Origin of the sequence: Kaistella solincola (genome assembly GCF_000812875.1) — a bacterium.
Lineage (GTDB): Bacteria > Bacteroidota > Bacteroidia > Flavobacteriales > Weeksellaceae > Kaistella > Kaistella solincola.
In genome coordinates, this window is record NZ_JSYK01000003.1 from 1116271 (window position 1) to 1129490 (window position 13220).

Annotated in this window: 8 protein-coding genes; 3 read left to right on the forward strand and 5 right to left on the reverse strand. The window is 43.9% G+C overall.

Annotated elements, in window-relative coordinates:
* Positions 1 to 7: 7 nt before the first annotated feature.
* On the reverse strand, positions 8 to 262 hold the full coding sequence (locus tag OA84_RS09210) for a helix-turn-helix domain-containing protein (protein WP_039345105.1): 255 nt from the start codon (positions 260 to 262) through the stop codon (positions 8 to 10).
* A gap of 517 nt (positions 263 to 779) precedes the next feature.
* On the reverse strand, positions 780 to 3047 hold the full coding sequence (gene cphA, locus OA84_RS09215; protein ID WP_052252169.1) for a cyanophycin synthetase: 2268 nt from the start codon (positions 3045 to 3047) through the stop codon (positions 780 to 782).
* Positions 3048 to 3620: 573 nt separating this feature from the next.
* Between cphA and ligD the strand changes: the two genes are divergently transcribed.
* Positions 3621 to 6272 carry a DNA ligase D gene (gene ligD / locus OA84_RS09225; RefSeq protein WP_039345111.1) on the forward strand — a complete coding sequence of 884 codons (2652 nt, stop codon included), beginning with the start codon at positions 3621 to 3623 and terminating at the stop codon, positions 6270 to 6272.
* Between the two features lie 62 nt (positions 6273 to 6334).
* Here the strand turns inward: ligD and OA84_RS09230 are convergent, their stop codons facing one another.
* Both OA84_RS09230 and mnmE read right to left on the reverse strand, forming a co-directional pair.
* Complete coding sequence (locus tag OA84_RS09230) at positions 6335 to 7390, reverse strand: ATP-grasp domain-containing protein (protein ID WP_039345114.1); 1056 nt, start codon at positions 7388 to 7390, stop codon at positions 6335 to 6337.
* A gap of 134 nt (positions 7391 to 7524) precedes the next feature.
* A complete protein-coding gene (gene mnmE, locus OA84_RS09235) occupies positions 7525 to 9024 on the reverse strand; it encodes a tRNA uridine-5-carboxymethylaminomethyl(34) synthesis GTPase MnmE (protein ID WP_039345117.1) in 1500 nt (499 codons plus the stop codon).
* Positions 9025 to 9471: 447 nt separating this feature from the next.
* Here mnmE and OA84_RS09245 point away from each other — a divergent pair, with 447 nt between their 5' ends.
* Both OA84_RS09245 and OA84_RS09250 read left to right on the forward strand, forming a co-directional pair.
* Entirely contained in the window at positions 9472 to 10452 is a 981-nt protein-coding gene (locus OA84_RS09245) for a dipeptidase (protein ID WP_039345123.1), read from the forward strand.
* Between the two features lie 107 nt (positions 10453 to 10559).
* Positions 10560 to 11051, forward strand: coding sequence for a nucleoside deaminase (locus OA84_RS09250; RefSeq protein ID WP_039345124.1), 492 nt, complete (start codon positions 10560 to 10562; stop codon positions 11049 to 11051).
* 344 nt (positions 11052 to 11395) lie between these two features.
* Here the strand turns inward: OA84_RS09250 and OA84_RS09260 are convergent, their stop codons facing one another.
* A complete protein-coding gene (locus tag OA84_RS09260) occupies positions 11396 to 13168 on the reverse strand; it encodes an aminopeptidase P family protein (protein ID WP_039345129.1) in 1773 nt (590 codons plus the stop codon).
* Positions 13169 to 13220: the final 52 nt, after the last annotated feature.

The following is a 13220-nucleotide window of genomic DNA, read 5'->3' on the forward strand; positions in this document are numbered from 1 at the left end:
AAATTTCCTACTCTTTGGCATCATCACCCTTGCGCATCATCCTGAGGACATCTTCGGCAAGATAGAAGATCTTTCCTCCTATCTTTTTATAGGGAACGATCCCTTCTTTACGCCAGCGCTGCAAGGTTCTGCCCGATACATGAAACAGTTGCATCATGTCTGCATTGTCATAAATTGGCGGCGAAGTCTGCCGCTTTTTTCCCCCACTGAAAGGTGGTGTTCTGTAGGATGGCCGTTTTTTATTTCGTTTCCGTTCGTTCATCTTTACTACTTATTCTTGGTCGTTTTCTCAGATTTTTAGCGCTGCATTAAATGGTAACACTGCGCGGAGTAAGAAAGTTCAATCGCTTTGTGCAGATCTTTCTATACTTCCAACCTAAGCAACTATCTAATATAGTGGATAACTTTCAGAAACAAAAGATGACTGCTTAAAAATCAGTCATTTAGGGTGAAAAGTTTTCCACATTTACACAGACTCTGCAGTATAAAGTCGCTGCCAAAGATTTAATAGCGTAAAACACGAAAAAAGGGCGATTCCGGTTAAACACAACGCTGCTGACACCTATACATAAAGCAAATTTATTTAAACGGAAAAATTTTCGGTGCTCAACGAGGCATTTTTTGTTTGCTGGTAAAATAGAAAAATCTGCCCTTTTAGCGGCAGATTTTTTTTGAATAGATCGGTTTACATACAAAGCCAGCCTCAAAGCTTCCTCGGTTTTTGGTTGAATAAACTCAATTATTTCAGAATCTCGGATGAATTCACGTGCGGCGTGAAGTCAAACAATATATTCTTTAATAATGCCGGTTACCTCCTGATAATTATCACTTAGTGCGACAATATAATCGCCGGTTGCAGCGGTTTCGATGGCATGGCGGATGGCTTCCTTTTCGTCCGGAATCAGTTCATACGGCACCTTTCGCCCGCTTTTTTCCATTCCGCGGATCATCAGGCTGTTCATCTCCTCCAGCTCCCGGCCACGCAGACTGTGTTCCTGTCGTACGATGATACGGTCAAACATATTCGCCGCGATTTCCGCCAGTTCAATAATATCACTGTCGCGGCGGTCACCCACTCCCGCGATGATTCCCACCTTGCGGGGCGCCTGCACATGGCGGAGGTAGTCCTGCATTTCACACATGCCGTGTGGATTATGGGCATAATCGACCAACACTGAAAAATCGCGGATTGTAAAATGGTTCATCCGCCCTGGTGTCTGTTCCGGACCAGGTAAAAAAGTCTGCCACGCCTCTTTGATCTGCGTTGCAGAAAAACCATACGCAAAGGCGGCGGCAGTGGCGGCCAGAATATTCGCCGTCATACATCGGGAAGTACCGTTCAATGTGAGCGGAATACCCTGGATGCTTGAAATTGCGGTTTTTTTATTCCTTTTTATTACAACTACGTTTTCGTCCTCAACCGTCACCACTAAGCCTCCTTTCCAGAGATGTTCTTCAACCGTTGGGTTGGTTTCCAGTGAAAAATAGGCGATATTACAGTTTAAAGTATTTGCGATTTGAACGCAACGGTGATCATGAGCATTCAGCACCGCCCAACCATCCTTTTTTACGCTTCGCACCACAGCTGCTTTTACCTCCGCCAATTCCTCCAATGTATTGATGTTCTTGAGACCTAAATGATCAGCCGCAATATTGGTCAGGATTCCTACGTCGCATTCATCAAAGGCTAGTCCTGCGCGCAGCAGTCCGCCGCGTGCCGTTTCCAATACCGCAAAATCTACTAGAGGATCGGCTAAAACCAGCGCAGCACTGGAAGGACCGGAGCAGTCGCCTTTCATCACTTCGTGACCTCCGATATAAATTCCATCTGTTGTGGTATAACCCGGAAAATAACCGCAGGATTGTGTGAGGTGTGCGAGCAGGCGCGTAGTCGTAGTCTTTCCGTTGGTGCCGGTAATGGCAAAGATGGGTATCCTGCTGGGCTTCTTGGGAGGATAAAGCATATCAATTACAGCAGCGGCTACATTTCGCGGCTGACCTTCAGTTGGAGCAAGATGCATCCTGAAACCCGGCGCAGCATTGACTTCGATCACGGCGCCGTTGTTTTGGATGATCGGTAACTTAATATCCGGTGTTATGATATCAATGCCGCAAATATCGAGATTCAGAAGAGCCGCGACGCGTTCCGCTAAAAATCGGTTTTCCGGGTGAACTTCATCTGTTACATCGACGGCAGTGCCGCCGGTGCTGAGATTGGCGGTAGATTTTAAAATGATGATTTCATCTTTCGCCGGAATGCTTTTGATATCGTAATTTTTTCTGCGCAGTATTTTTTCCGTGTCAGCATCAACTGAAATTTTGGTCAGCACATTTTCGTGTCCTTCACCTCTTTTCGGGTCAAGGTTCACTTCTTCGATCAATTCATGAATTGTAGATTTCCCGTCGCCCACGACCCGAGCCGGCTGGCGTTGCGCTGCTGCCACCAATTTTCCACCGATCACCAAAAGGCGGAAATCTTTTGCTTCAACATACTTTTCAACCATCACCGAAGAGCGGAAATCTTTTGCTTCATCAAAAGCCTGTCGGGCAGCATATAAATCCGGAATATTGACGGAAACGCCGCGACCGTGGTTTGCACCGGCAGGTTTAATAACCAGCGGAAACCCGAGTTCTTTACAAATATCTTCCAGTTCTTCAATAGTATGGCAAATTGTACCACCAGGCACCGGAATGCCGGATTCATCTAAAATCTTCTTGGTTTTAAATTTGTCATCCACTGTTTCTACGCCAATACAGGAGGATTTTCCGGTTATGGTGGCGCAGAGCAGCTCCTGATTTTTACCGTAGCCCAGAAGGATTTTCGAACCTTCATTCAACCGCCGCCAGGGGATGCCGCGTTTTTCAGCCTCTGCAATGAGGCTTAGTGTACTCGGTCCCAGATTTTCGGTATTCCGGAGTTTTGCCATCATGCTGCCAAGTGCAAAGGGAAGTGGTTTTTGATTTTCAGTTTTCTCAGGACAGTGCTGAATATCCTCGATATCCGTCTGATTAGCTGGACTGTTCTGATCGGTTGTTATTTTCGCCATTTGTTCTGTTTTGTTTTGCTGATACTGCTCGTGCAGATGAAAACAGCTGTCTCACTTTAAAAATAAGAAAGGTGCGCCCACAGATTTAAAAAAGAAAAAAACCCGCGTACACGGATTTTTTCGAATCAAAGTAAATGCCAAGCTTAAGGATTGAAAATCAGAATTTTGCCAAAAATAACAGGTTAAATCCATCAAAAAATATTTGCGAGACTTTCCCTTTTTTCTAACTGAATGATAATTTTTACTATCGTAGCTGCGCTTTTTATATTCCATTTTAACCATTTTTTGGGAGAAGTATCGCGAAATTTTTTCAGCCATGAACGGCGTGCTTTTTGATTCTGGACATTTCAAATCACCGGATTGCCGTGCTTTTTAAAATGGAAAAAACAGGCCTTTAGCTGGATATTTTTTTTCTTTAAAACATCTTTGAACGAGAGTCGCGCGCCCTTAAAATTCATTAAAGCTAAAAGAGTAGAAAATCCGAAAAATCACCCAAAATAGCCGCTAAAAAATTGGTCTTGCCCTCTGAACAGACCACTGAATAATACTTTTTGTCAACTAAAAAACACAACGATGGCTTTAGAAAAATACCGTGAAAAACGTGACGAAAACCAAACGCCGGAACCTTTCGGTGGAAAAACTTCCGGAAAAGAACTTGTTTTTGTGGTTCAAAAGCATGACGCCTCGCACCTGCATTACGATTTCCGTATTGAGATGGACGGTGTCCTGAAAAGTTGGGCTGTGCCGAAAGGTCCGTCACTCGATCCCGATGTGAAACGCCTCGCCATGATGGTAGAAGACCATCCATACGATTACCGGAAATTCGAAGGTCTTATTCCGAAAGGACAATACGGCGGCGGCACCGTAATTGTCTGGGACGAGGGAACTTACGAAGCCATCGATGAAGCTGGCAGTGATGTGAAAAAACAGGAAAAAAGCCTCGTGGAGCAGCTAAAATCCGGAAAGATAAAGATACGAATGCACGGCAAAAAGCTAAAAGGCGATTTTGCGCTGGTAAAAGCGCACGGCCGTGGAGAAAACGGCTGGCTCCTGATGAAACTGGAAGACGAGTTTGCCTCGACCGAAGACATCACCAAAAAAGACAAATCTGTAATTTCCAAAAAAAGCATTGCCCAGATGGAAAAAACGCCGGACCGCATTTATGGTGAAGAGAACGCAGCTGATACTGAAAAAGCCAAAACCAAAAAAAAGCCTGAAAAAGCGCCGAAAAAATCATCAAAAATCTCCAAACTTTTAAAGTCTGCACCGGATGAACCTTTTTATGATACGGTAGAACCGATGCTGGCGACGCTCGTGGATAAACCTTTCGACAGTGAAGACTGGCTGTACGAAGTAAAGTGGGACGGTTACCGCGCAGTGGCTTTCCTTAATAACGGTACTGTAGAGCTGAAATCCCGGAATGATAAAAGTTTCAATGAAAAATTTTATCCAATTTTTGAAGAACTTAAAAAATTAAAAATCAATGCCGTTCTGGATGGAGAAATTGTGGTGCTGAATTCCGAAGGAAAAGCAGATTTCGGTGCGCTGCAAAACTGGCGTAGTGAAGCAGACGGCGACTTGGTGTATTATGTTTTCGACATTTTATGGCTGGATGGCAAAGATCTGAAAGATTTGATTTTCACGGACAGACGTGCCATTTTATCGGAAATTTTGACGGAAAACAAAACCATCTTGTTGAGTGAAGCCTTCGATACTTCAGGTATTGAATTTCTGGAAACTGCCAGGAAAATGGGTCTGGAAGGAATTATGGCAAAGCGGAAAGACAGCCGCTATCAGACGAAAAACCGCACAAAAGACTGGCTGAAAATCAAAGCCAATAAAAGACAGGAAGTGGTTATTGGTGGTTTTACACTGAATGAAGATTCCAACAAAAAATTCAGCAGTTTGTTGCTGGGCGTTTATGAAGGGAAAAAACTCGTCTACACCGGAAAAGTAGGCACCGGTTTCAATGCGAAAATGCAGACTGAAATGATGGAACTTTTCCAACCGCTGATTACGGATAAGGTACCTTTTTCGGAGGAGCCGGACGTCAACAAACCTTCGCGCTTCCGTCCAAATCCGCCCCACGCCACAGTCACCTGGCTAAAACCCGAACTTTTATGCGAGGTGAACTATACGGAAATCACGAGTGACGGCATTATGCGGCATCCTTCTTTCCAGGGAATGCGCACTGATAAAGACGCAAAGAAAGTAGTTTTAGAAACCGAAAAACCAACGGAAGAAATTGTAAGTGAAGAAACATCACCCATAAAAATGCGCGGAAAAGCCGCAAGAAAAACTTTGCTGAATCCGAAGAATAAAAGCCAGGCTCGCAAAATAAACGGCCGTGAACTGAAATTCAGTAATCTCGACAAAACATTCTGGCCAAAAGAAAAGATTACCAAGCGTGACCTCATCAATTATTATTATCAGGTCGCGCCCTATATTCTCCCTTATTTAAAAAAACGTCCCCAAAGCATGAACCGTTTCCCCGACGGCATTGAAGGTGAACAGTTCTACTACAAAGACGTGACGGGACGCGCGCCAAGTTGGGTGGAAACCTATCTTTACCACAGCGAAAAAGATAATCGCGACCGACATTATCTGGTGGGGAAAGACGAGGCGACGCTGTTGTACATGGCAAATCTCGGATGCATTGAGATGAATCCGTGGAACAGCACCATAGAGAAACCCGAACATCCCACTTATTGCATCATCGATCTGGACCCGGATCAGAATTCTTTCGACCAGGTGGTTGAAACAGCATTAGTGACACGAGACATCTTATCAGATATGGGCGTGCAGTGCTACTGCAAAACCAGCGGTTCCACAGGTCTGCATCTTTATATTCCACTAGGGAACAAATATACGTATGAGCAAAGCAAAGAATTTGCGCGTGCTATCGTAACTTTAGTACACCGTGAGCTGCCGGGAATTACGAGCATAGAACGCATAATTAAGGAGCGTGAAGGCAAAATGTATCTGGATTTTCTGCAAAACCGTCCGCACGCTACCATTGCATCCGTATACTCCGTCCGACCAAAACCCGGTGCTACGGTTTCAATGCCACTTCACTGGGACGAAGTAAAAATAGGACTGAAAATGACAGATTTCACCATTTTCAATGCTGTAAAAAGGCTTGAAGAAGTAGGTGATATTTTTAAACCCGTTTTAGGAAAAGGAATTGATTTGCTGAAGGTTTTGCAAAAGTTTGAGGAGAAATAATTTTTTGTTTTTTCAATTAGGCAATAAAGAAAAAAAGAGCCGTTTATGCCGGAAAAAAAGCTTTAGTGAAATTCCGGGAAGTTAGCGTCAAGCTTTTTAAGCTTCGCAAAATGTTTGCGGCAATTTATCATGGTTCTCCAGCCTTGTTTAAACTTATCGTATTTCACTCCATTGGTTCTGTTATGTCTGGAGATGTGAGCCAAAATTAGCCAGTGTTCAGCCAAAATTTTACAAGCTTTAAGCAATGAATTTCCGTTTCCGTAGACGTGATGTGGCTCGGCACCGCAGCCATTATATTCAATAATTGAGTAATTTTTACCAACTTTTAAATCGTCTACCGAAGCACATTTGATGTCAAACCGCCCGTAAAATAAACTATCAGAATACGAGCTGATTTTATCAAAAACCTGGTGCAAAGCATCATCTTTTTCATGCTCCAGACTCATTAAACGGCAGCCTTTGCTGAGGTTTAAAGCATAACTCAAACATAAAGTTTCATTATCTTTTAAAACCATTTGCAGCCGGTCTTTGTGTCGGATTTTCATGTCCTGAATTCGTGCGCTTACTCTGTTGTTGGCCAACATCAACTGCTCAACAGTAGATTTTCCGTCTCCACAAATCTGCAGGTATTCCTTGCGTACAAAACCAGTGATGGTGCCGCAATGTTTGTTCGGAAAGCGGTAATAGAAAACGCTGACTTCAAGCGGATAATTTACTTTTTCCTGAATAAGGTAATCCACAGACATCGCGCCATTGTAAGCCAACAGCTGCGCGCGGTTGTGAATAATGCGAAACATAAATCCCATGCGTCCGATATCCGGTTTTACGATAAAAGGATAAGTAAATTGGTTTTCTATGGAGTTTTCAACTTCGGAAAAAGAGGTCTGCGCCTTTACGAAAAGCGATTTGGGAAAACTTCCGGGCGGTAAATGTTCGTAGATCGATGTTTTGGTGGCTCCCTCGAAACCTCCAAAGACCAGTTTTGGATTTGAAGGTGTAAAAAACCAAAAAGACCTGGCGCGCAGACAGTTCCAAACCCACACGGGCAGAATCGGCACGTATTTTATACGCCAGTCCCACCGCTCCCAGGAGGCTAATTTGAGAAACAGCGTTTGCATTTTAATTAAACTCAGTGTTTATTTTTTGTGAAGGTGATTAGATAATCTGGAAAAATAGTGCTTTCGCTGTTTTATTTCAACTTTTTGTGCGGCTTAAAATAGCTAAAATTCAGGATTTTAAGATTATTATAAATTTATTTCCCGATACAAAACTTCGAAAATATATTACCCAAAACCTCATCATTGGTAAATTCACCTGAAATTTCCCCCAAATGTTCAAGGGCGTTTCGAAGTTCATAAGCCAAAAGTTCGGTATGAATGCCGGAGCGTACCGCCTCTTCCACCTGTAATACAGATTGCAGCGATTTTTCTAAAGCATCGTAATGTCTTTGGTTGGTAATGATTACATTACTTTCGTGATCTTTCAGATTTTCCACGTAGTCGGTCAGCACATTTTTTACCGCCTCAATGCCCGTTTTTTCCTTGGCTGAAATCCGCAAAATTTGGTCACAGTAGTCCGGAAAAAGTTCCTCCGTTAAAATGCGATCAAATTCGTTCGGGATTTCGTCATTGGTCAAATCCACTTTATTATGAATCAGCACAATCTTCAGATCCTCGCGATGAAACTCCTTCACGAACGCAATCACCTCCTCCGTCGTAGAATCCTGTTCGTCGTAGAGGTACAACAGCACTTTCGCAGAAGCAATTTTTTCTTTCGCTTTTGTCACGCCAATCTTCTCAATAACGTCGGTGGTTTCGCGAAGTCCAGCGGTGTCCACAAAGCGGAAAGCCGTTCCTTTCAGGTGAATCACTTCTTCAATCGTATCGCGTGTTGTTCCGGCAATTTCCGAAACAATGGCTCTTTCTTCTTTCAGCAAAGCGTTCAGCAAAGTAGATTTCCCCGCGTTTGGTTTCCCGATGATAGCCACTTCCACGCCGTTTTTCAGCGCATTTCCGTATTGGAAACTTTCAATCAGCGCGCGCAGTTTTGTGCGCAGGTTTTGTAGCAGACTGTTCATGGCGGTGCGGTCGGCAAACTCCACATCTTCTTCAGCAAAATCCAGTTCCAGTTCAATGAGCGAAGTGAAATTCAGCAGGTCATTGCGCAAAACCGAAATCTCATTGGTAATTCCACCTTTCAGCTGGTTCAGCGCGACTTTGCGTGACGTTTCATTTTCGGAAGCGATTAAATCTGCGATGGATTCTGCCTGCGCGAGGTCAATTCTGCCATTCATAAAAGCGCGCATCGTAAACTCACCGGCTTTTGCGAGGCGTGCGCCGTTTTTCACCAAAACTTCCAAAATTTTTCTGGCGATATGGGGCGAACCATGGTACGAAATTTCCACCACATCTTCGGTGGTAAAAGTTTTTGGCGCCCGAAAAACCGCAACCATCACCTCATCAATCAGCTCAATTTCCCTTTCAGCACTCACCTCTTGGTTCCTGGCGCTTTGCTCTTGGCTCTTTACTCTTGGTTCTTTGCTCTCGGTTCTTTGCTCTTGGCTCCCGGCTCTCAGCTCTCGGTTCTCATAAATATACCCATAATGCACCGTATGAGACGCCGCTTCTTCCAGGTTTGCGCCTTTAAAACACCGTTGCGCAATCTTCACCGCTTCCGCGCCCGAAAGGCGGATAATTCCCAAAGCGCCCACACCGTTCGCGGTGGCAATCGCACAGATCGTATTTTGATTCATGCCGCAAAATTACGGAAATATTCCGGTCATTAGAAGCAACAGAAATCTCGCTTCTCCGAAGATTCCAACCCGTTTTCCGCTGTATCTTTTATCGGCGGCGCTGACGCGCCGCCGATAAAAGGATGCCGCTACAACCGGGGCTAGAAGTTCAGGCCACCATTCTTCGCCGCGACGAAAAGGTGTTTTTAAAAAATTCCGCGCTAAAACACCCAATTTTTGAAAAATGTCTTTTCTTAAATTATAACATTTCGAAGTTGCTTAAAAAAATTCCGCCTAGAACGGCCAATTTTTCAAAAATATCTTTCCAGCGCTTTGAAACAAATGTGGAAATCAGTTTTAGAAAATTTCGCGCTAAAACGCAAAAAAAAGCGCAAATGACCGGAAATTTTTTCGGTCTTTTTTTTGGTAAATTTGTGAATTGGTTAAAATGAAAATTTGAAATTGAATATGAAAAATGCTGTAATAGATCTGCATTGCGACTTGCTGAGTTACCTCGCCCAACCGAATTCTGACATCAACAACCCAGATGATATTGGTTGTGCTTTTCCGCATTTAAAAACGGGAAACGTAAAGCTGCAGGTGCTGGCGATTTTTGCAGCGACCGAGCCCAAAAGCGTGGAATTTGGTTTGAAACAAAGTGAAATTTTCCGGGATTTAAACGAAGAAAAAACCGATTTCTATACTTTTGAAAAAAAGCATCTTGCGGATTTTGGAAGTTATGAAAAAGTCGGAATGATTGCGGCGGTGGAAAACGGTTCGGCTTTTTGTGATGAAAATATGCCGTTGAAAGAGGGTTTTAGAAATCTGGAAAAAATCATCGAAAATACCGGTAGAATTTTATACATCGGACTTACGCATCATACCGAAAATCGTTTCGGTGGTGGAAACTTTGCAACAGCAGGTTTGAAAAACGACGGAAAAGCGCTGATCGATTATCTGCACGGCAGAAATATCGCGATTGATTTTTCGCATGCAAGTGACGCGTTGGCGTACGATATTTTGAATTACATCTCCAAAGAAAATATTAAAGTTCCGGTTATCGCAAGCCATTCCAATTACCGCGAAGTTTTTGCACACAACAGAAATTTGCCTGATGAAATTGCAAAAGAAATTATTCACCAAAAAGGTTTAATCGGCCTGAATTTCATCCGCGCTTTTGTAAATCCGGAAAAAGTGGAAGCTTTGGAAGAACACGTCGCGCACGGACTACAATTGGGCGGTGAAAACGCAATGTGCTACGGCGCCGATTATTTCTACACGAAAAGCCATTCGGACCAGTCGCGGCAGCCTTTTTATTTTAAAGAACACGACAATGCGGGTGAATATCAAAACATCAATTCAAATTTCGAGCGGATTTTTGGTGCGGAACAGGTCGAAAAAATAAGCTTTAAAAATACACTGAATTTTTTGGAAAGAACCTGGATTTGAGGAGGAAAGATGATGGATGAGGGATGAAGGGTGGAGGATGAAGTGTGAAATGTGAAGGTGGAGAAAAGCAAAAAATTGCTATTTAAGCAGCTAAAAATTTAATAAAAATGAAAAAAAATATTACAGAAGCCGATAAAAAATATTTAAAAAGATGTGTAGAACTTGCCGCTTTAGCAGTTGACGCGGGAGATGAAGCGTTCGGTTCCATCTTAGTTGACAAAGAAGGAAAAATCATCGCAGAAGACCACAACCGCGTGAACGAAAAAAATGTGCTGGCACATCCGGAAATCGAGCTGGCGCGTTGGGCAGTGGAAAACCTATCCGAAGAAGAAAGAGCTGCCATCACCATGTACACTAGCGGTGAGCACTGTCCCATGTGTTCCGCGGCACACGGCCTGGTTGGTTTGGGCGCATTGGTTTATCTGAGTTCTGCAAAGCAATTAGGTGAATGGAAAAATGAATATCAGCAACCGCCAGCGAGGATAAATTTTTTACCTGTAGAGGAGATTATAGTTAATGTTGACGTTCGCGGTCCGGCTGAAGGTGAGCTTTTGGAAGAAATAAAAATGCTACATATTGAAAGCTGGAAGGTAAAGTAGCAACAACATGGCAGCCCCTGCTAATAGGGAAAATTGAAAAAAGAGGCCGAATAGCCCGTAAAAAATCCGGGAAGGCGCGAGCGAAGCGAGCGCCAAAAAAGCACAATTGTAGCAGCGAGTTTTACGGCAAAAATTCATTAAAAAACACCCAATTAGCCGGTATAACTTGTGGTTATTGCGTGAGGGATGGCAATGGAAATCCTTTTTGTTTTTTCGCGCCGGGAAAGGTGTGGAAAAAACAAAAAGATTGCAATGAAGAGCCCGACCCGCGCGGCTGGAAAATGCGGCTGCGAGGGGCACGCCCCAATAAAAAAAGTGTAGAAAAATCTACACTTTTTAATTTTTTACAGTGGCTTCACCTGGTCTAAAAACCAGTCTTTCACCTCGCCTTCCAAATCGTTTTCGAGTTTCTCGCGACACCACGCGTGATATTCGTTGAGCCAGTTTTTTTCCGCCTCCGTGAGCAGTTCTGCAGCGATGACATTGCGATCAAAAGGACAGACCGTGAGGGTTTCAAAATTGTAGAAGGTGCCAAAATCCGTAGTTTCTACTTCGCGCACGGCGATGAGGTTTTCGTGACGGATGCCGTAGTTATAATCGGAGTAAAATCCGGGTTCGTTGGACAAAACCATGCCCGGAATCAGCTGCTGCATATTCATGTCCTTGCGGATGTTCTGCGGACCTTCGTGCACGTTCATAAAACTGCCGACACCGTGGCCAGTGCCGTGGTTGTAGTCTTTACCTTCCATCCACAGCGCAAGTCGCGCAAAAGCGTCGAGCTGCACGCCGCGCGTACCTTTCGGGAATTTAACCATCGAAAGTTGAATGAGGCCTTTCAGGGCCAAGGTTGCATTGTGACGGAATTCATCCGACGCCGTGCCGAGCGCTAAAGTTCGAGTGATATCGGTAGTTCCTTCCAGATACTGACCGCCGGAATCCACCAAAATGGTGTCCTGGTTGGTGACTTCTTTGCTGCCTTCTCTTTTCGCGGAATAGTGCATGATGGCGCCGTTTTCGCGGTAACCCACGATGCTGCCAAAACTTTCGCCGACGAAATTTTTACCTTCCGCACGGAAACCGCGAAGTTTTTCACCAATGGAAAATTCCGTCATCGGTTCTTTGCCGGCTTGATGAGTAAGCCAGTAAAGAAATTTCACCATCGCTACGCCATCACGCTGCATCACGGTGCGGAAACCTTCGAGTTCAGTTTGGTTCTTGATGGCTTTCATTAAATTACCAGGAACAGCTGCTTTGATGAAGGTATTTTGGTCTTTTAAAGCTTCAAAAATTGCCTGATTGCTGTTTGGCGAAATAAGGATTTTTTCGTCTTTATAGGTTTTTAATTCGTCGAAAAACTGGTCGTAAGGCAGCACTTTTACCCAACATTCCTGCATTTGCTCGCGCGCGTCGGTATCGAGTTTCTCCAGATCTACGAAGAATTTGGTTTCGTTTTTCGTTAAAATGATATAGCCAAGGAAAACGGGATTGGACTGCACGTCGCTGCCGCGTAAATTAAGCGTCCAGGCGACATCATCTAAACTTGAAATAATGTGTACGGAAGCTTCAACCTCCTCCATTTTCTGGCGGATGTCGGCGAGTTTATCAGCCACCGATTTTCCGGCTCTTTCAATCGGATGAACAAAAATCGGGTTTTTCGGTGCACCGGTACTTCGGTCTTTCCAGACTTCTTTTAAAAGCGGCAAATCGACCAAATTTTTGCCTTTTGCGGAAAGTTTTTCCTGCAAAAGTTCCCAGTTGGTATTGGAAGTTGCTAAAGCATTTACTGCGACCGTTCCATTTTCCGGAATTTCGGTAATGATCCAGTCGATATAATTCGGAGTTCCATCCATTCCATCTTTAAAAAGATCGATACCAGAACCTTCCAGCTCGATTGGTGCCTGCACGAAATAACGGCCATCCGTCCACAAACCTGCTTTATCTTTGGTGATTACGACAAAACCTGCAGAGCCGGTAAAGCCTGAGAGCCAAGATCTTTCCTGCCATTCTTCCGGCAGATATTCGCTCATATGGGGATCGGCGGAATACACAATAAAAGCATCAATATTATTTTCTGCCATTTTCTGGCGCAGCACGGCTATTTTTTCTGATGATGTCATAATCTTTAATTTGACGTGAATTTACGAAGAATGTCAGACTTTAAAAAAAATT

What these genes read in the sequence shown, in the direction of transcription:
- OA84_RS09210 (WP_039345105.1), bottom strand. Translation starts at nt 262, where the DNA reads ATGAACGAACGGAAACGAAATAAAAAACGGCCATCCTACAGAACACCA.
- cphA (WP_052252169.1), bottom strand. Translation starts at nt 3,047, where the DNA reads ATGGCGAAAATAACAACCGATCAGAACAGTCCAGCTAATCAGACGGAT.
- ligD (WP_039345111.1), top strand. Translation starts at nt 3,621, where the DNA reads ATGGCTTTAGAAAAATACCGTGAAAAACGTGACGAAAACCAAACGCCG.
- OA84_RS09230 (WP_039345114.1), bottom strand. Translation starts at nt 7,390, where the DNA reads ATGCAAACGCTGTTTCTCAAATTAGCCTCCTGGGAGCGGTGGGACTGG.
- mnmE (WP_039345117.1), bottom strand. Translation starts at nt 9,024, where the DNA reads ATGAATCAAAATACGATCTGTGCGATTGCCACCGCGAACGGTGTGGGC.
- OA84_RS09245 (WP_039345123.1), top strand. Translation starts at nt 9,472, where the DNA reads ATGAAAAATGCTGTAATAGATCTGCATTGCGACTTGCTGAGTTACCTC.
- OA84_RS09250 (WP_039345124.1), top strand. Translation starts at nt 10,560, where the DNA reads ATGAAAAAAAATATTACAGAAGCCGATAAAAAATATTTAAAAAGATGT.
- OA84_RS09260 (WP_039345129.1), bottom strand. Translation starts at nt 13,168, where the DNA reads ATGACATCATCAGAAAAAATAGCCGTGCTGCGCCAGAAAATGGCAGAA.